This window comes from Nocardia abscessus, assembly GCF_015477775.1.
Lineage (GTDB): Bacteria > Actinomycetota > Actinomycetes > Mycobacteriales > Mycobacteriaceae > Nocardia > Nocardia abscessus_A.
This window is the reverse complement of record NZ_JADLQO010000008.1, coordinates 238,085-259,718: the sequence shown is the minus strand read 5'-3', so window position 1 is coordinate 259,718 and position 21,634 is coordinate 238,085. Positions and strand designations below refer to the sequence as shown.

22 protein-coding genes, 1 tRNA gene and 1 pseudogene are annotated in these 21,634 nt (G+C 67.4%); 11 read left to right on the top strand and 13 right to left on the bottom strand.

The features are described from left to right. The first annotated feature begins 256 nt into the window (after positions 1-256). Positions 257-1,228, top strand: a complete 972-nt coding sequence (locus tag IU450_RS21800; protein WP_195151574.1) for a hypothetical protein — start codon at positions 257-259, stop codon at positions 1,226-1,228. Between the two features lie 127 nt (positions 1,229-1,355). Here the strand turns inward: IU450_RS21800 and IU450_RS21795 are convergent, their stop codons facing one another. Further along, entirely contained in the window at positions 1,356-2,543 is a 1,188-nt protein-coding gene (locus IU450_RS21795) for a helix-turn-helix domain-containing protein (RefSeq protein ID WP_195151573.1), read from the bottom strand. A 141-nt stretch (positions 2,544-2,684) separates the two neighbouring features. Between IU450_RS21795 and IU450_RS21790 the strand changes: the two genes are divergently transcribed. The 3 genes from IU450_RS21790 (at position 2,685) to IU450_RS21780 (ending at position 4,920) form a co-directional block, all read left to right on the top strand. Beyond that, entirely contained in the window at positions 2,685-2,846 is a 162-nt protein-coding gene (locus IU450_RS21790; protein ID WP_195151572.1) for a hypothetical protein, read from the top strand. After that, the gene (locus tag IU450_RS21785; protein WP_195151571.1) at positions 2,843-3,037 is read left to right on the top strand and encodes a hypothetical protein; all 195 of its coding nucleotides are present in this window, start codon (positions 2,843-2,845) and stop codon (positions 3,035-3,037) included. Before IU450_RS21790 ends, IU450_RS21785 begins: the two co-directional genes overlap by 4 nt. A 449-nt stretch (positions 3,038-3,486) precedes the next feature. Continuing rightward, positions 3,487-4,920 (top strand): gamma-aminobutyraldehyde dehydrogenase, encoded by a 1,434-nt coding sequence (locus IU450_RS21780; protein WP_195151570.1) that lies wholly within the window; start codon positions 3,487-3,489, stop codon positions 4,918-4,920. A 65-nt stretch (positions 4,921-4,985) separates the two neighbouring features. On the opposite strand, the gene IU450_RS21775 is transcribed toward IU450_RS21780, so the two are convergent. Beyond that, the gene (locus tag IU450_RS21775) at positions 4,986-5,312 is read right to left on the bottom strand and encodes a hypothetical protein (RefSeq protein ID WP_195151569.1); all 327 of its coding nucleotides are present in this window, start codon (positions 5,310-5,312) and stop codon (positions 4,986-4,988) included. Positions 5,313-5,632: 320 nt separating this feature from the next. Between IU450_RS21775 and IU450_RS21770 the strand changes: the two are divergent. Beyond that, positions 5,633-6,238: pseudogene (locus IU450_RS21770) on the top strand (DUF3237 domain-containing protein). Positions 6,239-6,334: 96 nt separating this feature from the next. Here IU450_RS21770 and IU450_RS21765 read toward each other — a convergent pair. Both IU450_RS21765 and IU450_RS21760 read right to left on the bottom strand, forming a co-directional pair. Next, entirely contained in the window at positions 6,335-6,943 is a 609-nt protein-coding gene (locus IU450_RS21765) for a VanZ family protein (protein ID WP_195151568.1), read from the bottom strand. 266 nt (positions 6,944-7,209) lie between these two features. Beyond that, positions 7,210-7,283 (bottom strand) — tRNA-Ile (locus IU450_RS21760). A 113-nt stretch (positions 7,284-7,396) separates the two neighbouring features. Between IU450_RS21760 and IU450_RS21755 the strand changes: the two genes are divergently transcribed. Further along, positions 7,397-7,846, top strand: coding sequence for a nitroreductase/quinone reductase family protein (locus IU450_RS21755; protein WP_195151567.1), 450 nt, complete (start codon positions 7,397-7,399; stop codon positions 7,844-7,846). Here the strand turns inward: IU450_RS21755 and IU450_RS21750 are convergent. The 3 genes from IU450_RS21750 to IU450_RS21740 form a co-directional block, all read right to left on the bottom strand. Beyond that, positions 7,831-7,995 (bottom strand): hypothetical protein, encoded by a 165-nt coding sequence (locus IU450_RS21750; RefSeq protein WP_195036332.1) that lies wholly within the window; start codon positions 7,993-7,995, stop codon positions 7,831-7,833. The two genes, IU450_RS21755 and IU450_RS21750, sit on opposite strands and share 16 nt — an antisense overlap. A 64-nt stretch (positions 7,996-8,059) precedes the next feature. After that, the gene (locus tag IU450_RS21745; RefSeq protein ID WP_195151566.1) at positions 8,060-9,055 is read right to left on the bottom strand and encodes a zinc-binding dehydrogenase; all 996 of its coding nucleotides are present in this window, start codon (positions 9,053-9,055) and stop codon (positions 8,060-8,062) included. Between the two features lie 80 nt (positions 9,056-9,135). Beyond that, complete coding sequence (locus IU450_RS21740; protein WP_195151565.1) at positions 9,136-9,561, bottom strand: hypothetical protein; 426 nt, start codon at positions 9,559-9,561, stop codon at positions 9,136-9,138. Positions 9,562-9,607: 46 nt separating this feature from the next. On the opposite strand from IU450_RS21740, the gene IU450_RS21735 reads away from it, so the two are divergent. Then, positions 9,608-10,120: a hypothetical protein gene (locus IU450_RS21735; RefSeq protein ID WP_416382892.1), complete on the top strand. Its 513-nt coding sequence runs from the start codon at positions 9,608-9,610 to the stop codon at positions 10,118-10,120. Position 10,121: 1 nt separating this feature from the next. Here IU450_RS21735 and IU450_RS21730 read toward each other — a convergent pair whose 3' ends face one another. The 3 genes from IU450_RS21730 to IU450_RS21720 are packed head-to-tail and all read right to left on the bottom strand — an operon-like array spanning position 10,122 to position 13,927. Further along, a complete protein-coding gene (locus IU450_RS21730; protein ID WP_195151564.1) occupies positions 10,122-11,894 on the bottom strand; it encodes an SDR family oxidoreductase in 1,773 nt (590 codons plus the stop codon). Between the two features lie 30 nt (positions 11,895-11,924). Further along, entirely contained in the window at positions 11,925-13,022 is a 1,098-nt protein-coding gene (locus IU450_RS21725; protein WP_195151654.1) for a PDR/VanB family oxidoreductase, read from the bottom strand. A 2-nt stretch (positions 13,023-13,024) separates the two neighbouring features. Continuing rightward, the gene (locus IU450_RS21720; RefSeq protein ID WP_195151563.1) at positions 13,025-13,927 is read right to left on the bottom strand and encodes a metal-dependent hydrolase; all 903 of its coding nucleotides are present in this window, start codon (positions 13,925-13,927) and stop codon (positions 13,025-13,027) included. Between the two features lie 196 nt (positions 13,928-14,123). Here IU450_RS21720 and IU450_RS21715 point away from each other — a divergent pair, with 196 nt between their 5' ends. After that, entirely contained in the window at positions 14,124-15,515 is a 1,392-nt protein-coding gene (locus IU450_RS21715) for a WS/DGAT/MGAT family O-acyltransferase (protein WP_195151562.1), read from the top strand. Between the two features lie 46 nt (positions 15,516-15,561). Here IU450_RS21715 and IU450_RS21710 read toward each other — a convergent pair whose 3' ends face one another. Beyond that, complete coding sequence (locus IU450_RS21710) at positions 15,562-16,458, bottom strand: alpha/beta fold hydrolase (protein ID WP_195151561.1); 897 nt, start codon at positions 16,456-16,458, stop codon at positions 15,562-15,564. Positions 16,459-16,884: 426 nt separating this feature from the next. Here IU450_RS21710 and IU450_RS21705 point away from each other — a divergent pair, with 426 nt between their 5' ends. Then, positions 16,885-17,631 (top strand): glucose 1-dehydrogenase, encoded by a 747-nt coding sequence (locus tag IU450_RS21705; RefSeq protein WP_195151560.1) that lies wholly within the window; start codon positions 16,885-16,887, stop codon positions 17,629-17,631. A 1-nt stretch (position 17,632) separates the two neighbouring features. Here the strand turns inward: IU450_RS21705 and IU450_RS21700 are convergent, their stop codons facing one another. After that, positions 17,633-18,634 carry a YdcF family protein gene (locus IU450_RS21700; RefSeq protein ID WP_195151559.1) on the bottom strand — a complete coding sequence of 334 codons (1,002 nt, stop codon included), beginning with the start codon at positions 18,632-18,634 and terminating at the stop codon, positions 17,633-17,635. Between the two features lie 197 nt (positions 18,635-18,831). Between IU450_RS21700 and IU450_RS21695 the strand changes: the two genes are divergently transcribed. Both IU450_RS21695 and IU450_RS21690 read left to right on the top strand, forming a co-directional pair. Continuing rightward, positions 18,832-20,040, top strand: a complete 1,209-nt coding sequence (locus IU450_RS21695) for a lipase family protein (RefSeq protein ID WP_195151558.1) — start codon at positions 18,832-18,834, stop codon at positions 20,038-20,040. A 277-nt stretch (positions 20,041-20,317) separates the two neighbouring features. Beyond that, the gene (locus tag IU450_RS21690; RefSeq protein WP_195151557.1) at positions 20,318-21,343 is read left to right on the top strand and encodes an FAD-dependent monooxygenase; all 1,026 of its coding nucleotides are present in this window, start codon (positions 20,318-20,320) and stop codon (positions 21,341-21,343) included. Here the strand turns inward: IU450_RS21690 and IU450_RS21685 are convergent. Beyond that, positions 21,340-21,591: a CsbD family protein gene (locus IU450_RS21685; RefSeq protein WP_043722032.1), complete on the bottom strand. Its 252-nt coding sequence runs from the start codon at positions 21,589-21,591 to the stop codon at positions 21,340-21,342. The genes IU450_RS21690 and IU450_RS21685 overlap by 4 nt on opposite strands. Between the last annotated feature and the right edge of the window lie 43 nt (positions 21,592-21,634).

Genomic DNA, 21,634 nt, shown 5'->3' with positions numbered 1-21,634 from the left:
GCAGATTCTGTTCCAGCGTCTCCGTCGTCTCGAGTGCCGATACCTGACGGAAACTCGTTCCCGACTGCGGAACCGCTCGGTACCCGTGCACCAGGTGGGCGACCACCTACTCCGGGAGGCAACGTACGCCCTTCCACTCCACCGCTGCCAGGGACCAGGTCACCGGAACCGGCCGAAACGGGCACTCCGCCGACCTCGCAGGTCATACCCAATGGGCCGACGCCCGCACCCAACGGCACGCCAGAAGGTTCGTGAGATGACCGACCAGTCGGCCGCGTCCCCGGCGATGCTCCAACGATGGGTCGGCTTCATCGGGGCAGTCGTCGCTCCGACCACGATCATCACAGCGCTGTGTTACTACTTCGGCTACGTCTACACCCGCAAGAAACTGGCCCATTTCGGCGTCGACTGCGACGCCCTCGGCTTCACCTCCAGCGACTACGTAGTGGGGAGCGTCAGCGTGCTGTACGCACCACTGCTGCTACTGCTGGTCGGGTGGTTCTCAGCTGCCTGGGTGGGCACCTACGCGGGACGTTTCATCCGGAGCGGACAACGACCACGCCTGGTTCGCACCATCGGCCGCACCGTCCTCACGCTCGGAGCAGTCTTCATCACCACCGGTATCACAGGCGTAGTGGTGCCCTGGCTCACGCCCGAGTCCCCCGCCATTTCCTGGGCGTTTTCACCCACCACGCTCGGATCGGGCGGCCTTCTCATTGTGGTCGGCTATTGGGTCCTGTCCACCTCGACGACCGAGCCCAGTACGCGTGGACCGACACCGACCACACGAGTCAACCAAACCATCGCGATCGCAGTCAGCCTCCTGGCCCTCTTCGCCGTGATGAATTCCTTCGCCACCCGACTCGGCGACAACGCCGCCCAAACCGCCGCCCACGAACTCTGGACGAGGGAGTCCGTCGTCTCCGTCGTGACGGACGAACGCTTGGACGTGCCGAGAAACCTGATCGCGGAGACATTGGTCGAGACCCAACCGCAACAGCCTCCACGATTCCGCTACCAGTGTTTCCGCGCCCTCGTAGCCCGAGGCGACCTATGGGTACTTGTGCCCGCAAAATGGTCCCAGGACAACGGATTCGCGGTCATCGTTCCAGCCGACTCCTCCATCGTCAGCGTCTCACGATCGAGCGCCTTCAAGAAATTCGCCGAAGACAATCCCCAACCCCAAACTGTGCCATGGCAGTGCCCAGAACGTGCACCGGCCCCCTGACACCCTCCGTGGCGTGAATACGGCAGCGGCGCAGTGTCATGCCTACAAAGTCGGATTTTGATCTCATCGAATCTCGTCTATTTATCGGTCGAACGATGAGCCGGGCACACCCGGGGTACCGGACAGCTCAAATCTTGACGTCGGCCCACTTCGCGAATCGGGCCAGGTCGCCGGTTCCGCGGCGGGCGTGGGCGAGCACGCGCACGGTCTCGTGGACTTGGGGATGGTTGCGCGTCAGCCCCGGCGCGAGCCGACGCGCCTGGTCGAGGCTGGTGAGGGCACGCTGTTTGTCCCCGTGTAGCAACCACGCGCGTGACACGTCGATCCAGTGATGCCCGGCGCGGGAGGGCGATACGGATGCCGGTAGCCGAATCTGCTCGGCACGTGCGACCGCGGTCGTGCCATCGGACAACTCGACGGGCACCGCGACGGAGTGGATTGCGACGTTCGGCAGATGGAACCCGGTGCCGTACTCCTGATACTGGTCGGAGCCGATCACCTGTCCGATCCGGCGCGCTTCCCGAAGATGCGCGTCGGCGGTCTCGGCGTCGAGCGCACGGGCCGACAGTATCGCCCCCCGCAGATGCAACGCGCCTCGTACCGCGAGAACTTCCGGTGTGGTGGGCAGATTTTCGCTTGCGGCGTGTGCGCGCGCGATGATCCGCAGCCCACCGGCGTACGCGCCGGAGTACAGCAGGATGAGCGCGCGATGGTATTCCGCCGCGATCGGCCACGCCGGGTCACCACTGCGTTCAGCTGCCCACACGCAGCGCTCGGCGGCCAACCCGGCGAGGTCGAGGTAGCCGTACCGGTAGGCGATCGACGAGGCGCTGTTGTAGGCGTAGGCGAGCGTCGAATAGATAGTCTCCAGCCGATGTCCGGGAGGTTCGTCGCTCGCGAGTACGTGCAAACCGTGGATCACGTCAGGCAATTCGGCGGTGTGGTCGCCGTACCGGCCCCGGCGCCTGCTCTCCTGGACCCGATGCAGTGCCGCGGTCAACTCTTCCAAGGTGGTCGGCGCGCTCAGCGGTTCGTCGTTGAACGCCAGAATCTTTCGACGCAGCTCGCGGATGGTGGCGTGAGCCCCGGCATCGTCGCGCGCCGGGGTGTAGGGCTGTCCGGTCAGGTCCTCGATGTTCACACCGAGGGCACCGGCCACCGCAGCGATGAACGCGGGCGAGGCGGGGCGTGTGCCTCGCTCGACCTTGCGCAGCAGCGACATCGACACGTTCGCCTTCTGCGCAAGCTGTAGCTGTTTGAGCCGAGCGAGTTTGCGCGCCCTGGCGCTACGTTCCCCGATCCCGGCGTCGTCCATCCCTCCACGGTGACACACGATGTGCCGCTTCGCATGGGTTCACCCAGGACAAGGTATTCGCAGGCCCCGGCGTCGGGTTGACCCCCGAATCCCCGACACCGGGCGCCAGCCAACCACCATAACGCGCTGAAGGGCCACCGAATGACCGCGGAACTCGCAACCGTTTTGATCGTCATCGCCGCTGTCGGCGGACTGCTCATCCTTATGTTCTGGGTTCTGCCCTGGCTACTCGAACTGGGCGACGATCCGGAGTCGATACCGGCGCGTGAGATCTTCGCGCGGTTGAAGGACGAGCAGCGATGACGACACGGCGTTCATGGGTCCAGGATTACTGCGAGGACAGCAATCGGCCCGCCGACGGGCAGCACGCGCAGGGCCTGCTGAAGCTCCACGCGACCTGCACCCCGGCGTGCCCGCGCAAGCTTTCTGCTGAGCGGTACCTCCGCGAGCGCGATGCGGGCAGCGAAGCCACGGACGGGACGAGCAAGGAGTAGCTGTCCGGTTACGCAACGTGGCTACAAGCGGCGTCTCAGGAGCGCCGGGAACGGGCACTCGTTACTGATGAACACCGGCCTTGGACGGCCCACTGGTCGATATGCCCGAATGCCCTATCGAGATGTCCTCGGTCGTGCACAGATGGTTCTGCCACGACACATCACTCGCAAAGACTCTGGCCCACGACCTTTTTCGAAGACTAGAATTATATTGCAGCGAAAACAAAGGTCGCCGAAAGGAGAGAATGAATAATGCGACTATCGCAAATAAGCCATTCTCCGACGCATCGTCGCGGCAGTGACAAAGGAGTAAAATCAATCCTTATCGGTGATCGATAACACCGAAATGCGACTGAACAGGAAATAGCAGACGACGACCAGATACCAAGGTGACCGAACGCCCCGCGCCAGCGGATTACGGACTGAAGAAGCAACCGAGGAGCACCATCATGACAGTGGTTCAGAACTTCATCGACGGCAAGCTCGTCGACTCGGTCAGCGGTGCGACGATGGCGCTCATCGATCCCACTACCGGCGATCAGTACGGCACCGCCCCGGCGTCCAACGAACAGGACATCGACAACGCGTACGCAGCGGCGGACAGGGCGTTCCACGACTGGAAGCGCACGACGCCGTCGCAACGCCAGCAGGCGCTGCTCGATTTCGCCGACGAGCTGGAGAATGTCGCCGACGCGCTTGTCGAGGCAGAGGGCCGAAACACCGGCAAGCCGAACCACCTCACCTCGGCCGCGGAAATCCCGCAGATGCTGGACCAGACCCGGTTCTTCGCGGGAGCGGCACGGGTTCTCGAGGGTAAGTCGGCCGGCGAGTATCTCGCGGGCCATACATCGTGGATCCGCCGGGAGCCGATCGGCGTCATCGGGCAGGTGACGCCATGGAATTACCCGATGATGATGGCGATCTGGAAGTTCGTTCCCGCGATCGCGGCGGGCAACACCGTGGTGATCAAGCCGAGCGACACCACCCCGGTGACCACGGTGATGCTGGCCGAACTAGCCTCCGAGCACCTACCGCCAGGCGTGCTCAACGTTGTCACCGGTGACCGGGTGACCGGCGCTGCGGTGGTGGCGCATCCGACCCCGAAGATGGTGTCGATCACCGGTTCGGTGGCCGCGGGCCGCGCGGTCGCGGAATCGGCAGGCGGCCGACTGAAGCGCACGCATCTGGAGTTGGGCGGCAAGGCGCCGGTGATCGTGTTCCCCGACGCCGACATCACTGTTGCCGCCAAAAGCATCGCCGCCTCGGGCTATTTCAACGCCGGTCAGGATTGCACGGCAGCCACCCGGGTGCTCGGTCACGCGTCGGTGACCGACGATTTGACCGCGGCGCTGGCAGAGCAGGCCAGCAGTGCGACGACGACTTTCGGCAAGGCCGCCGATGACGAGGAAGCCTGGGTTCCACCGGTCAACAACGCCAACCAACTACAGCGGGTCCTCGCCTTCCTCGATGAGGTGCCCGATCACGCTTCGGTCATGGCCGGCGGGCACCGACAGGGCGACCGCGGATACTACGTCGAGCCGACGGTCATCGGCGGGCTGCTCCAGCACGACCGGCTGAGCCAGGACGAGATCTTCGGCCCGGTGATCACCGTGCAGGCGTTCACCGACGAAGACGAGGCGATCCGATGGGCCAACGGCGTCGAATACGGGCTGGCGTCCTCGGTATGGACCAAGGACTTGTCCAGGGCACTCCGCGTGTCGGCCGCGCTCGACTTCGGCTGTGTATGGATCAACACCCACACCGCGCTGATAGCCGAGATGCCGCACGGCGGGTTCAAGTCGTCCGGACACGGCAAGGACCTGTCGATGTACGGGCTGGAGGACTACACCCGCGTCAAGCATGTGATGGCCAAGATCGACTGAACTAGCTCAGAACGGGCCCGGGCCCCGGATCATCGGGAACAAATTCGAGGCTCTACTCCCCTGATTCAAGGGGTGGGTACGAAGTCGAGGTCGCGGAGGAGGTTTCGGAAGAATCCGTTGGCGCCGATGCCGAGTGCCGAGCCGAGCAGCATTCCGACGACGACGTCCTGCGGCGTGGCCGTCGGTTCCCAGAAGATGGTTTCGGGTGGGTGATTGACCTTCGACGTCCTGAACTGACCGACAGGGAACTCCCCCGCGAAAAGTGTGGCGCGCTTGGGTCCAGTTGGGATCAGTCGGTAAGTGACTCCTCGCACGAGCGCGTCGCATCGGTATGTGCGTCGTCGCATCCCGCGCTTGCCCGCCGAGATGACCGCCGGATCGTTCTCGACCATGAGCGTCACGCTGCGTCGGTTGGTCGCAAGGATCCTCGGTGGTACCACACTCGTCGCGAGTCGGCGCGGCAGGCCTTCGTCCCGCACAGTGAGCCGCGGTGCGCCGGCGACTTCGACCGTGACGCTTCGGGGATACCACAGCTCGATGAATCGTGCGGTACCGAACCGGCTATGAGTCGGAACCGACCGTAGCGTCGGCTCGGAGGGTAACTCCGGCCCCGCGACCGCTCGTTTCAGGCTCTTCCACATCCAGCGCTCCTGCAATCAAGGACCTCGATCGGCACTGCCGAGTATGTATTCACCGACGACATCCGCCAGTGATGGGAATGGCTCCGGCATGTCGAAGCCAGGAGGAAGGCACGTCCCGCCGCCGGTGGATTCGGTGGAGTTCTCCATCTGCTTTCGCGCCGAACCAATCGGCGGCGATGAGCACCGTCGACAAGACCACGCCAATTTTCGAACGGGCGTTGCTCGATGCGTTGCCGGCCGAGCATCTCTGCGATCTCAGCATCGACCTGGAGCCGGCCCAGATGATCTCGACCCCGCTCGGTACCCGTATGACTTTCGTGACCAAGGGCGGTCGCTTCCACGGGCCCGGCTTCCGGGGCGAAATGCTGCCCGGGGGCGGTGACTGAGTGTGGTTGGGAGCCGACTGGATCAGTCGTATGGACGTTCGCGCGACCCTGCGCACCGACGACGGTGTGCTCATCCACTACGAGTCGAACGGAGTGCTCCGATTCCCGCCCGATGGTCGTCAACGTCTGGCCGACGGGCAGCGGCTGTCGGTCGACGAGAGCTACGTGCGACCGACACCGAGGTTCGAGACCTCCGACGAGCGCTACTCGTGGCTGTGCGGTCTGGTCGTGGTCGGCTACGGCGAATACGGCCAAGGCCGCATCGACCACCGGATGTATCGGATTCTGTAGCAGCACTTCGCCCGCGGGGCACGGCGACCGCTATGACGTGGCGACTCGTGCATGCCCTCAGACCGATTCGAGCCACGCGGCCGAGGGTTGGCGACCTCACCGCCGCGGCAACCCGTGTCCGCGAACGACCGCGGAGCCGGCCGAGACCGCCCTGCTCGGAGACGATGCCCCTTTCGACTCTTCAGGTAGCGCCGGCTCGGACCGGTCGGTCACTGCGCGCGGCGCCCACAACTGTCGTGAGAGCAGGCCCGCCAGGTATGCACCGGCCGCGTTCACCAGCACGTCGTCGACGGATGAGTGACGGCCGATAGCGAGGGCGAACTGCACGGTCTCCACCGCGATCGAAGCCGCTGCTCCCGCCAACAGGATGCGGTACGAGCGGGCGAACCAGGGTCGGCGCACCGGCAACAGGAAGCCGAGTGCGGCGAAGACCAGCAGATTCCCACCGAACTGCTCGATCACCCGGTCGTCGGCCAGGACCTCGGCCAGATCACGCAGCGGCACGAGATTCACCGAACGGCCCGTTCCCGTCGGCGTGAGGATCATCCACACCCACGGCGCGGTACCCGTCACCATCCCGACATCGCATAGCGCGGCGCGCCACCCGCGCCGCCCAGCCAGCCACCAGGCCGCGAGACCGGCTAGCGGTATCGAGGTAATCGCGGCGATCGCGACCCCACCCCACGCCTCCCATGTCCCGTTCACATCGCCAGTATCACCCAAATCATCTGCGCCACAGGTCGGCTCCCCAGACCATCCACACGACCCACACCAGCCAGGCGTCGGAATGGCCTGCTTGCTCCGGTTGTTGCGACGCAGTTCCGTCGCGAAGTCCTCCGCAAGCTCTCGGATGCCGTACAGGTTCCAGCCCCAAGCCCGAATTTCATCGGCAAAATCCATTGCTGCCGGAGCGCTGTTCTAGATCAACTCAGCTGTAAAGTTCAGCGTTTCCGCAGCTCAGAGGCGCTTAGTGGGGCGGGCGGGGCTCGAACCCGCGACCAATGGATTATGAGTCCACGGCTCTAACCGACTGAGCTACCGCCCCGTGCTGCGGGGAACCGCGAGCGTTGGGGATGCTACCGGGTGCGGTGGGTCGGGGACCAGTCGGAGGGGGATGACCTAGGGTGGGTGGGTCGGAAACTTACTGGAGGGTCAGGTATGGCCGGGCTGTTCACGAAGGTACTGAAGGCGCATCAGTGGGTGTACGAGAACAGTGGTGGGCTGGTGGGGCATCGGCTGCTGCTGGGGAATCCGACGCTGTTGCTGCGGACGGTGGGGCGCAAGTCCGGCCAGGAGCGGACTTCGGCGCTGACGTACGCGCGCGACGGTGCGGACTATTTGGTGACGGCGTCCAACGGCGGGTCGCCGCGGCCGCCGGGGTGGCTGGCGAACCTGAAGGCGCGACCGGAGTGCGAGATCCAGGTCGGGCGGCGGAAACTGACGGTGCGGGCCCGGGCGACGCTGCCGGATGATCCCGATTACGCCCGGCGGTGGGCGGTCGTCGACAAGGTGAATCAGGGTCGCTACAGCGCCTATCAAAAGCTGACCAAGCGGCCCATCGCGGTCGTGGTGCTGACCCCGGCCGGGCGGGGTCAGTCGTCGCGATAGTCCTCGTCCCAGTCGTCCTCGTAGTCCTCGGCGTCGTCCCGGTCGTCCCACGGCTCGGCGTCCTTCGGTGGCCGGCTGGCGAACTGCACTACGGCGACGACGAAGCCGAGGACCACGATGACGATACCGACGACGAGCAGAGTTTCCACCCCGGCACCCTAGCGCCGTCGTCCGGGCAGCGCACTACGTCAATTGTCCAGTTCGCCGCTTTATTCACACTGTTAACAAAGTGCGCCCCAGCGCGGCCCTGGACTCGATGGCGGCGTGTGCCCGATCAGCTCCGTCGAGCGGGAAGGTCTGGCCGATGACCACCTGCAAGCGCCCCGCCGCGACCTCTTCCTGGGCCCGCCGGGCCAGCGCCTGCCAATCGATGTCGGCGCCGGTGATATCGAACAGCCCGTAGACGGTGACGCCGCGCGCCGCCGCGGCCTCCCGGTCCAGAGCGGCGAATTCCCCTGCGGCAGCGCCGTATCCGAGGAAACGCCCTCCGTCCGCAACGGCAGTGAGCGCGGCCTCGCCGAGCGCGCCGCCCGCGCCGTCGAACACGACGTGCGCGCCCGCTCCCCCGGTCGCGGCGCGCGCCTTCTCCACCCAGTCGGGGGCGGAGTAGTCGACCACCGCGTTCGCGCCGAGCCGCTCGGCGAGTTCCAGCTTCGCGGCGCCGCGCGCGGCGGCGACGACGTTCGCGCCCGCCGCACGGGCGAGCTGGATCAGCAGGATGCCCAGTCCGCCGCCCGCGGCGGTGATCAGGACCCATTCGCCCGGCTGCACGGCGGCACGGTCGAAGACTGCGAGCGCCGTCCTGCCGTCGTGGGCGAGCGCGACGGCCTGCGTCGCGGTGAGCCCGTCGGGCAAAGCGACGAGAGTGTCCGCCTTGGCCAGCGCCTTCTCGGCGTATCCGCCGATCGGCAGGCCACCGCCGATGCCGCTGGCCGCGGTCGGCGTCGATACCCGCTTGCCCACCCAGCCGGGGTCGACGTCGGGGCCGACCGACGCCACCACACCGGCGACGGCCCCACCGGGCACATAGGGCAGTTCGATCGCGAAGAAGTCGGTGCCCCAGCCGCTGCGCAGCCGGGTGTCCAGGAACATCACATCCGCGGCCGCCACGTCGACGACCACCTCTCCCGGTCCGGCCACCGGATCCGGTAGTTCACGTACCACGAGTACTTCCGGTCCACCGAACTCATCGGCTTGCACAGCCCGCATGACACACCCTTCGTTGTTCCTTGCCGTTTCGGACGAAGATCAGCATGGAACCTCGAGAAGGGTTGAGGTCAAATCCTGCGTCAGGAACCGCCGCCGCCACAGCTGGAACTGCTGCCCCCGCCACAGCTGGAACTGCTGCCGCCGCCGCAACTGGAGCTGCTGCCGCCACTACAGCTGGAGCTGCTTCCTCCACCGCAGCTACTACCGCTGCCACCGCCGCAGCCGCTGCCATGGTGGTGATGGTCGTGATGATGATGCCCGCCCCCACCGCCGTGCGGTTGGTCGAACCCGCCGATCAAACCGGCGCCGCCGGCTGCCCAGAACGGGTCGGTGGATCCCCCCTCGTAATATCCGCCGCTCCGGTTCCCGCCGCGCCACGGACCATAGGGCGGCGGCGGTAAGAACCGATTGCGTTGCGAGCGGATGATGACGACTACGACGATGATCGGAACCGCCACGAGGAGCAGCACCATCAACAGGATGAAAAGAACGATGAGTGCGCTCATGTCACGACGGTAGCGGCCGATCGGCACGCACGTACAGTGAACTGTGGTGAACTTCAGGTTCCGCAGATCTCCGGCCGGTGACATCGACCTCGCGGCCGTGCGCGCCGCCGTCGACGCCCTGGAACTGCCCGAGGCCGTCTACAAGACCTGCCCCTGGCAGCCACGAGAGCTGGTGGACAAGGGATTGCGGCAGTGGTTGCTCTGCTGCGGCGCCGCCATGCGCGACGACCAGGTGATCGGCATGCCGTCGCACGCGGTGGACGAGGCATGGCACGGGTTCATCCTGTGCACCAAGCGATACGCCGATTTCTGCGCGCGCGCCTACGGCCGCTTCCTGCACCACTTCCCGGAAGGCGCCGGGCCGCCGGTCGACTCGCACGGAACGATGGCCGAGCAACTCGGCCGCACCGTGGTGGCGTGGTCGTTCGTGGCGGCCCCGGGCGAGGAGTGCGTGCTCTGGGATCTGGACCGGCGGGTGGGTGTCGAGCACCCGTGGGGCATCGGGCCCGAGCGAGTCGTGGCCGTCGAGGCCGAACTCGCCCGAACCCTCGCCTCCTGAGTCAGGTCAGCTTCACCCGCGCCGCCAGGAACCGCACGACGGCGGGCGCGAGCCGCCCGAAGTGATACTGCAGGTGAGCCTCCGGCGTCACGGGCACGATGCTGCGATTCCGCTGGAGGGCGCGCACGATCTGCTCGGCCACCTTCTCCGGGCCGTAACGCCGCATCCGGTACAGGTTGTCGTAGCGCTCCTGTTTGCGCTTCTCCTCTTCCGCGCTGACGCCGGAGAAGCGGGTGCGCGCCACGATATTGGTGTGCACGATGCCCGGGCAGATGGTGTGCACCGAGATCCCGCGCGCGGCCAGTTCGGCGCGCACGCAGTCGGAGAACATGAACACCGCCGACTTGCTGGTGGAATACGCGCTGAAGCCCTGCTGCGGGCTGTAGGCCGCCATGCTGGAGAGATTCACGATGTGACCGCCGAGGCCCCGCTCGGCCATGGCGGGCCCGAAGGCACGGCAGCCGTTCACCACGCCGCCGAGGTTGATCCGCAGCACGCGGTCGAAGTCCGCCGCCGAGGTCTCGAAGAATCCACCGGCCTGGCCGATCCCGGCGTTGTTGATCAGGATGTCGGGGACGCCGTGGTTGTCCAGCACCGTCGCGGCGTGCGCCTGCATCTCGCCTTCCTCGGCGACGTCGAGTTGATAGGCGTGCGCGACGCCGTGTTCGGCGGCGATCAACTCGGCGGTCTCCTTCGCCGCCGCGAGATCGATGTCGGAGAGCACGATCTCGGCGCCGCGGCGGGCCAGGGCGAGCGCGGTAGCACGGCCGATGCCGCTGCCGGCACCGGTGATGACGACCAGCTGATCACCGAACGGCCTTGCGGTCCGTCCTGTTTCGGCCCGGCGCAACGTGCTGGGCGGCGCCGCGCCGCCCAGCGTGTCGATCAGTTCGGTGGTCGCGGTGGCCAGCAGTTCCGGATGCGAGAACGGCATCCAGTGCCCGGCGGGCACGTCCCGCCGCCACAGCCGCCCGGTCCACCGGTGTTCGTCATCGAATCCCGCGGGACGGACCGCGACGTCACGGCCCGCGACGATCAGCTGCACCGGCACCTCGGTGTGCCGCTCGCGTGGCGCGAGCATGCGCTGCACGATGTTCGCGCGGTAGATCAGCAGACCGTCGACGACGTCGGCGCGGAAACTCGGGCCGAGACGCACGTTCGACGGGGCGGTCTCGTTCATGATCGAGACGACCCGCCGCCAGAAGCGCTCGGTACCGATCAGGCCGAACGCGGCGCGCGGCAGCACGGGGGTCATGAAGAAGAAGGTGTACGCCGAGGACAGCAGCTGGGTGAACGGCTGCCACACGTTGCGCGGCGTCGGACGCGAGAGCCGGTTGCGAATCCACTTGCCGACGTGGTCCAGGTTCGGCCCCGACACCGAGGTGAACGACGCGACCCGGGTGGCCGCACGCGGCTCACACACCGCTTCCCACACCTGCACCGAACCCCAGTCGTGCGCGAGGACGTGCACGGGCCGGTCGGGGCTCACGGCGTCGGCGACGGCGTAGAAGTCCGCGGCCAGACGGTCGAGCCGGAAGTCTTCCGTGCGCCGGGTACGGGTAGAGCGACCGTGCCCGCGGGTGTCGTAGGCGACCACATGGAACCGGCGAGCCAGGAGCGGCACCACCGCGTCCCAGAGGTGGTGGGTATCGGGCCAGCCGTGCACCAGCACGACGGTTTCCGCGGCGGGGTCACCGTATTCGTAGACGGCGAGGTCGAATTCTCCGCTGCGCACGGTGCGTTCGACCGCGGGGAGCGGTTCGGCGGTGGTCATCGGGTTTCTCCTTGACTGACCGGGGTCGGGTCACAGATCGAGCACGAGTCGCCCACCGTCGGCGCGCGAGACGCAGACGAGCATCTCGCCCGCCTCGCGTTCGGCGGCGGTGAGCACGGTGTCGCGGTGGTCGGGTTCGCCGGCCAGGACCCGGACCTTGCATGTGCGGCAGAAGCCCTGCCTGCACGAGTACGGGCGGTCGGGCCGGGCGCCGAGGATCGTGTCGAGCGCGCTGCGGTCCGCACCGACCTCGAGAACGTCCCCGGTGGAGGCGAGTTGGATCTCGAACGGCTTGCCGTTCACGATCGGCGGCGGCGAGAACCGTTCGGAATGCAGTTCCACATAGGGCATCTCGCGCACAGTGTCGGCGATGACGGTGATCATCGGCACCGGGCCGCAGCAGTAGACCGCGGTGTCGGGGCCGACGCCGGGCAGCAGGGCGGCTGCGTCGGGAAGCCCGTGCTCGTCGTCGGTGCGCACGACGACGCGGTCGCCGAATCCCGCGATCTCGTCGAGGAACGGCAAGGTATCGCGGCTGCGCCCGGTGTACACCATCGACCATTCGATCCCGAGCCGGTGCGCCAGCCGCGCCATCGGCAGGATCGGCGTGATTCCGATGCCGCCCGCGACGAAATGCAAACGCGCGGCCGGAGATCCGTGGCCGGGCACGGCGAACGGGAACGCGTTACGCGGCCCGCGTACCACGATCGGTGACCCCACCGGGAGTGCGTCGTGCACCTCCACGGAACCACCGCCGCCTTCCGGGATGCGGCGCACCGCCACTCGGTAGGCCCGAATGTCCGCGGGGTCGCCGCACAGCGAGTACTGCCGCAGCCGGCCGGACGGCAGCTCGAGGTCGAGGTGGGCGCCGGGGCGCCAGGGCGGCAGCACGCGCCCGTCCGGGGCGGCCAGTCGCAGGCTCACCACGTCCTGGTCGCGCGCCTCGATCCGCCGCTCGGTGACCACCAGCGCGAGCCGCCGGTCGTCCACCCTCGGGCGTGGATCGCGCCGGTTGACCAGTGTGGTCCAGCGCAGTCGCGCCGAGGCCACCGCGTCGAGCACCCGTACGGCGCGGTCGTGATCGCGCTTGCCGAACAGGTCCGAGGGCAGCCGGTCGGGAACGGGCAGCCTCACGAGGCGATCGCCCGCGCCGCCGGGGATTTGGCCAGGTAGGCCACCGCCTGCGCGGTGGAGCCGACCGTCTCCGGATCGTAGCCCGGTTTGAAAGTGCTCAGCGCACTCCACAGCAACGAGGGGATCCCGGGCAACGCGCCGCGCCACATGGCGCCGAAGACCCGCGCGAGCAACCGGAAATAGCCGAGGTCGGACAGGTCGCGGTCCTGGTGGACCATGAACTTGGTGCCGCGCACCACCAAGGTCAGGAAGATCGGGAACACCAGCAGCATCAGTCCCGCTCGCCGCACGTATCCGGCGCCGAAATAGACCGCTACGTCATGCGCGACGTGCCGGTGCTCGACTTCTTCCGCCCCGTGCCAGCGGAACAGGTCCGCCATGCGCGGGTCGGCGCCGAACCGTTCCAGATCCGCGTTGAGCACCCAGTCGCCGAGATAGGCGAAGAAGTGCTCCAGGCATGCGATGAAGGCCAGCCGCTCGACCATCACCTGCCGTTCGGCGACGCCTTCGACATTCCTCGGCCCGAGCGTCCGGCGGAACAGGTATTCGGCCTGTCGCAGGTAGGGCCCGGGATCGATGCCGTGCACGGCGAGCACCTCGTGCAGCACTTTGTCGTGCGTCTCGGCGTGCATCGATTCCTGGCCGATGAACCCGAGCATCGCCTCGCGGAGTTTCTCGTCCCGCACGTACGGCAGCGCTTCGGCATACGCGGTGCAGAACATCCGCTCCCCTTCGGGCAGAAGCAGATTCAGCGAATTGATCAGGTGCGAGGCGATGGGCTCGGCGGGCATCCAGTGCAGCGGCGTGTCCGCCCAGTCGAAGCGCACGTTGCGGGCGTGCAGCGCCACGGCGCCGGGGTCCGTATCGGGCCGCCGCCCAGCCCTGCGAAGTAGCTTCATCGATACTCCTCGATCCTCGCTCGCCGCCACCGCGCGCGATTCCTACATGTCCGTAGCAAGGACTATACACATATGTAGAACTTTCGGTAACACACAAAAGCGCCGCCGGGCGCTGTACGGTGACACAACTTCGCTACAGTCGTCACACCGGGCGTTTCCGGCACAAAACTAGAACGCGTTCTAGTAGGCTTTTGCTATGGAACGATTGACCGGATTGGATGCCAGCTTTCTCTACCTCGAAACCGGGACCCAGCATCTGCACGTCTGCGCGCTGCTGATCCTCGACCCGGCGGCGGGTGACTACTCGTTCGAGGGATTCAAAGCCGAACTAGCCCGGCGACTTCCCCTGATTCCGCAGATGCGCCGCCGCGTGTACGAGGTGCCACTCAACCTCGACCATCCCGTCTGGGTGGAGGACGAGAATTTCGACCTCGACTACCACGTCCGCCGCATCGCGATCGCGGCGCCGGCCGGGCGCCGCGAACTCGCCGAACTCGTCGGGGATATCGCCAGCCGTCCCATGGACCGCGATCGCCCGCTGTGGGAAATGTCCGTGGTGGAAGGTCTCGATGACGGGAAGGTCGCGGTGATCTGCAAATACCACCACGCCGCCGTGGACGGCATCACCGGCGCCAACCTGATGATGCACCTGTGCGACCCGGAGCCGGGCGTCACGAAGACGGTGCCCGACGACGAGTGGCGCCCCGAACCCATACCTAGCGACTGGCAAATGCTGGCCGAAGCGGTGGTGAAGTTCCCGACCAGAGCGGGCATCGTCGGCATGCTGCCGAAGACGGTCGGCGTGGTCGCCGGATTCGCGCAACGCCGCCGCGAGAACAAGGCGGGCATGGCGATACCGTTCTCCGCTCCGCGCACGCCGTTCAATCTCGCCATCACGCCGCACCGCGCGGTCGCGTTCACCGACGCCGAACTGGACGCCGTCAAGGAGATCCGCTCCGCGTTCGGCGTCAAGGTGAACGACGTCGTACTCACTGTGGTCGCCGGCGCGTTGCGCGCCTATCTGGCGGAGCGCGACGAATTGCCGGACCGCTCGCTCATCGCGTCGGTTCCGGTGTCGGTGCACGAGTCGACCCGGCACACCGCGGGGGTCAACAAGGTGTCCACGCTGTTCGCGCGGCTCGGCACCGACGTCGCCGACCCGGTGCAACGCCTGCGTGAGGTGGCCGAGAACAACCGCGGGGCGAAGGAAGAACACGAAGCGATGGGTGCGGACTTCCTGCAGGACTGGTCGAAATACGCCCCGCCGAACACCTTCCGGCTCGCCGCGCGGATGTACTCCTCGCTCAAGCTGGCCGAGATGCACCCGGTGGTGCACAACCTGGTGGTGTCGAACGTGCCCGGCCCTCCGATGCCGCTGTACTTCCTCGGCGTCCGGGTGGACGGGATGTATCCGTTCGGGCCGGTGTTCCACGGCGCGGGCCTGACGGTCACCGTGCTGTCCAACAACGACAAGCTCAACTTCGGCTTCATCGCCTGCAAGGAACTGGTGCCCGATATCGCGGCGCTCGCCGACGCCGTGCCCGGCGAGGTCGCCGAATTGCTCTCCGCGGCGCGGAAATCGGGCTGAGCGCCGGCGCCCTGTCCGCCACCGCCGCCGGACAGGACCGCGCGATTCAAATCTTCGCGGCGACGGTCTCGCAGGCTTCGAGCAACACGGGCACGAAACGATCGGCCTCCAGCACGCAGGACGCGTGCCCGGCCGCGACCAGGTGCGTGCTCGCTCCCGGGATCATGGTCGCCATCTCCACCTGTCGATAGACCGGAATCGCCCGATCCCGGGTCGTGATCACCACAGCCGTCGGCATCGTCAGATCCGGCAGCCATGCGGTCGCGTCGAAGCGCCCGACCGCGGCGAGAACCTGGGTGAGCGCCCACCCGCTGGTGCTGCGGAACTCGTCCAGCGCCCAGCGATCCAATCGCCCCCGGGTCCAGGCGACCTGCGGAAGCTCGGGCAGACGGCCCGCGAGCTTCTCGGCACGACGGTAGGAATACGGCCCCACCGCGGCGGCGAAGACACCGAACGTCCGGTGAAAAGCGTGCTCGCGCCATTTCTCCCGGAATCGATAGGGCGTCGCGCAGAGCACCAGCCCGCTCACCCGATCCGGATGACGACGCCCGGCCAGCAGGCTGACGATTCCACCGAGCGAGAACCCCGCGCACATGGCCCGGTCGACGTGCAGCGCGTCGAGGACCGCCACCACGTCATCGGCGCAGTCCTCCAGGGTGAAACGCTCGGAGCGGATGCCGCGCCCGTGCCACCGCTGATCGAACAGGATCACCCGGTACCGCTGAGCCAGCGCCGCCAGCGACGGGAACCAGGTGAGGTAGGCGGTGCAGGCAGTGGCGTGCAGGAGCACCAGCGCGGGTGCGTGTTCCGGCCCCGGGATGTCGACCACGTAGGTCCGGCCCCGCCCCGGCAGCTCGACCAGGCGGCCACCGGGCACTTCGGCGATGTCCGGCACCCGGAAACGTCCGCCGAACCGCGTCACGCTTCGGCCGGAGTTCGTCATGGCGCACCTCCCGAGCGGTCACATCGGGGACATAATTAGAACGCGTTCTATACGATCATGACACAGCTGCGCACAGGACGGACCCGCGGCCGCACCGGCGATGCACACCAGCCTGTCCGCCACCGTCGCGTTCGACGGTCAGCGCGACCGCCGCCCACCAACCCCGGACATTCGCGCACCCGCTCCCGAGCACCCCCCAGGGCGAAGCATGGAGCCGGTTCACGCAGTAGCTGCTCTCGGCTCTCGCGATAGGCGGGACAAGTTCACCAGCCCGGCCGCGACGTCCACCCACTCGCCGGACGCAGCGACCACATCGTCACCGACAACCGCCGAGCTCCACCCTGGGTTACTGTCGCGAGACGCGCCCACACTGGCGCGTTTCTGCAACGCGTTGCAGACGACGTTCGAGAGACGGAGGTACCCCGGATGGGGCGGTTGACCGGCAAGGTGGCGTTGATCAGCGGCGGAGCGCGCGGCATGGGCGCGGCCCACGCCAGGGCGCTGGTCGCCGAGGACGCGCGTGTGGTGCTGGGCGACGTGCTCGACGACGAGGGCGCCGCGGTCGCCGCGGAGCTCGGCGACAACGCGGTCTACGTGCACCTCGACGTGCGCGAGCCGGACGACTGGCGCAAAGCCGTCGGCGAGGCGGTGGAGCGGTTCGGCTCGCTGAGCGTGCTGGTGAACAACGCGGGCATCGCGAACGGCAACCTGCTCGTCGCTTTCGAGCTGGCCGAATGGCAGCGGATCATCGACATCAACCTGACCGGCACGTTCCTCGGCATGCAGGCCGCGACGCCCGCGATGATCGAGGCGGGCGGCGGCTCGATCATCAACATCTCCTCCGTCGAGGGCATGCGCGGCAGCCCCGGCCTGCACGGCTACACGGCCACCAAGTTCGCCGTGCGCGGGCTCACCAAGTCCACCGCGCTCGAGCTGGCGCAGTACAGGATCCGGGTGAATTCCGTGCATCCCGGCCTGATCCGGACCCCGATGACGGAGAACATCCCGGAGGACTTCCTGCAGATCCCGCTCGGTCGCGCCGCCGACCCGGCCGAGGTCTCCGCCCTGGTGACATTCCTGGCCAGCGACGAATCGTCGTATTCCACCGGAGCGGAGTTCGTCATCGACGGCGGCTTGACCGTGGGGATTCCGCACAAGAGCTTCGGCAACTGAGTCAGCCGCGGGTGGCCAGCAGGGCGAGCGGCGGCAGCGACACCAGCGCGACGCACGCGATCACGGTGCTCCATTTGTAGGCCACCAGCAGCGCGGCGAATTCGCGCAGGAACGCGCTCGGCAGGTAGTAGAAGGCGGTCCTGGCGCCGGTCACCTCGGCGTCGAGATCGAGGCGACGCGCCAGGATCGCCGTGCGCAGAATGTGGAAATTGCTGGTCACCAGCACCATTCGGGTTGTCTGGCCGCGCTCGCCGAGCAGCCGCTTGGTGAACAACAGATTCTCCTCGGTGGTGCCCGACCGGTCCTCCAGGATCACGTGGTCGTCGGGCACACCGTGGTCGATCAGGTAATCCGCCATCGCCGCCGCCTCGGAGACCTCCTCGTCGGATCCCCTACCGCCACTGGCGATCAGCAGCGGGGCGTGTCCGCGCACGGCTTCGCCGCGATAGACCTCGATCGCCCGATCCAGGCGCGCCGCCAGCAGCGGCGGCACGTCGCCGTCGACCAAGCCGGCGCCGTGCACCACGATCGCGTCCATCCCGGGACGGTAGGGCAGTGAGCCATAGCACAGCGAATACACAAGGAATGCCGCGAACAGGAACCCGATGTAGCTGATCGCCATCGTCAGCGAGGCCAAAAGGACCACGAACCAGAGGTTTTCGGTCAGCAGGGCGAGGGCGAGCACGACATACGGCACCAGCAGCGCGAGGCCGAGCCCGAGCGGCAGCAGGTTCGGAAGACGCCAGCCCTCCCGGCGCACCAACTGCGCGCCGTTCGCGATCGACAACCCGGCCAGCACCAGCACCAGCAGCGGCGACAAGAGCACGAGCAGCGGGGCGAGCACCACCGGCAGATCACCGTCGGCGACCAGGCCGACCGCCCCCGCGCCGACGAACGCCGTCCCGAGTAGCAGATACACGCCGTGCCCCAACCGCCTGCGGTCCCTGCGGAATCGCACTCCGAACACACCGAGCAGGATCACGCCGACGACCAGCAGAAGCACCGGGTCACGGTAGCCGACGGGCGAGCAGCGCGCCCGGCCGTCACCCGGCGGCGCGGCTACCTCGGCCTTTTCCGATCGTCCCCTAAAGTGTGCAGGTCCGGGCATCGGCCGCAGGCGACCGGTGTCCGCAGTATTCGACTTCAGCAGACCAGCGTTTCGGAACAACACATCGTGACGAATGGGAGTCGACGAAAGCCATGCTTCGATTGGTCATCGCCACCGCCGCGGCCGCGCTCTGTCTGATCACACCGCAGGGTCTGATCACACCGCAGGCCGCGGCGCAGCCGATCTACCCCGAACCTGATCCCGACCCGTTCTACGCCACTCCGGCCGATCTGGACCGCGCCGCGCCGGGGGACATCCTCGCGGTACGGCCGATGCCGGGACTACTCGCGTTCCCCGGCGCGACGGTCACGATGATCAAGTTCCGCTCGACGAACTCGGCGGGCCAGCCGATCGCGGCCACCACCACCGTGCTGACCCCACCGAACCCCACCCCGGGTGGGCCGCTGCTGTCCTATCAGCACATCATCAACGCACTCGGCACCCAGTGCTCGGTCTCTCGCGTGCTCTACACCAGCGACCCCAACCTGGCGGTGCGCGAAGCACCCGCGCTCAACGGCCTGCTGCTGCGCGGCTGGTCGGTCGCTCTCCCCGATCATCTCGGGCCCACCAGCGCCTACGGCGCGGCGAGGCTCGGCGGCATGATCACCCTGGACGGCATCCGCGCCGCACGGCGGGTCACCGAACTGGGCCTGGCCGACAGCCGGGTCGCCATGCTGGGTTACTCCGGCGGCGGCATGGCGACCACGTGGGCGGCCGCGCTGGCGCCGACCTACGCGCCGGAACTGCCGATCATCGGCGCCGCCGCGGGCGGGGTGCCGATGAACCTGGTCAAGATGATCGAGGGCCTCGGCTACGCGCCGCACGCCGCATTCGGCCTCGCCTTCGCCGCCGCCATCGGGCTGGAGCGGGAGTACCCGGCGCGGCTGCCGGTGAGCGACAACCTGAACTCGGTCGGATTGTCGTTCCGCGACCGGATCGCCGACAGTTGCACCAACGAGATCCTGCTGGCCGGCGCGGGCCGCGGCATCGTGGACGTCGCGGCCTCGAATTCGCTCGCCGAGGACGAGCGCGCACGCGGGGTGCTCGAGGAGAACAGCCTGGAACTCTACGAGGGCATCCCGACCGCGCCGCTCTATCAGTGGCGCGCGGAGCAGGACGCTCTGATACCGGTGGAGTCGATCGACACGACGGTGCGGCGCTACTGCCGGGCGGGGGTGCGGGTCCAATACGAGAAGTTCCTGAGCCCGGACCATCTGTCCACCGCGGTGCTCGGGGTACCGTCGGCGCTCGGATGGTTGGAGGCTCGGTTCAATGGTGTGCCTGCGCCGAGTACTTGCTGAGTGGGCTCGATTCGGCGGGCGGGCTGCCCGCCCATCGAGGGCGCTGCGCGGTTGGTGAACCGCCACGGCGGAAATCCATCCTTCTGAGTTCACCCCGGCCTGCCCAGCGCTGCTGACCCATCAGCGCGACTGCGACTTCGGGTGGACGCATCGCCCGGTCCTCGAGCTGCCCGGCCCGGCCGTTCGGCGGGAACATCGCTGTCGCAGTGCTTCATTCGCACTATCAGGGCTCGGATCCGGCGGCGCTACCCTCGCACGTCGCTCTACGCTGGACTACATGGTCACCATCATCGGTGGAGGAATCGCCGGAACCGTTCTCGCCGGGGCTCTCGGGCGCGCGGGCATTCCGGCACGGGTCTACGAAAGCCAGCGGTCCGTCGGCGCCGGTGCGTTCTTGGTGCTGGACGACCGCGCGCACACCGCGCTCACCACCCTCGGCGTGCCTGCCGACCGGCTGGACGAAGTCGCCCATCCGGTGGACGCTTTACGGGTCGAATACCAGCCGGGCGAAGCACGTTTCGGGCCGAGCCGCGGCCATCGGCTGTACTTGCGCGCCGATCTCATGGCGGTGCTGACCGAATTCGCGACTGCCACAGCGGCGGAATTCCATTACGACACTCCGGTGACCGACATCGACGACGGCGTGTTGTCGAGCGGCACCACCCGGCTACCGACCGACGATCTCGTCATCGCAGCCGACGGCATCGACTCCCTCGTACGACAGCGCACAGAACCGGGACGCATCCCCGAGTACACCGGTCAGGTCGTCTTCTACGGCCGCACCGAGCAGCCGCAAGCCTTGCGCACCAAAAGCACGGTGCTGCATTTCGACGGACGGATCGGCGAAGACGGCCGCCCGACCGGTGCGTTCGGCCACTTCTGGGACGAAACGATTTCCGTCTGGTTCGCCAGGGTCACCCGGCCGCCCCTTCCCCCGGAGAGCATCGGATTCCATCCGGTGGCGCAGTGGGCCGAACTCATTCGTACTGTCGCCCCGGGAATCTCCGATGTGGTAGATCTCCTGCTCGCGCAGACGCAGACCGTGCACATCTCGAACGCGCGCAACGTGCCTTTCGCCGCCGCTGCTCCCCCACGGCTCCCGGTCATCCTGTGCGGCGACGCCGATCACGCCATCACGCCTGCCGAAGGAGTCGGCGCGCGCGACGCGATCGAGGACGCGGCAGCCATTTTTCGGGCCTTGACCGTGGACTCCTCGCCCGCGGAGGCGATGGCGGCCCGGCGGCGGCAGATCGCCGCCGACCGGGAACGGGTCGTGCCACCCTACCGCCGCACCGGTAACTAGGCGTCCTTGCTGCTCTCGTACGCGCTCTGCCGCGCCTCATCGAGGTCGGCCTCCGAACGCGCCTTCGCGGCCTCGGCTTCCTTCTGCGCAGCCTCCCGCTGGGATTCGGCCTTGTCCTGCTGCGCGCGACCCTCTTTCTTCAGGTCCTCGTCACCGGTGATGACGCCGGCGGTTTCCTTCGCCTTGCCCTTGATGTCCTCGACGACACCCTCGACAGCTTCCCTCGGTCCGCTCTGATGCTCCGGCATCACATACCTCCCAATCAGTAGTCGGCTGACATCCGCCGCATAC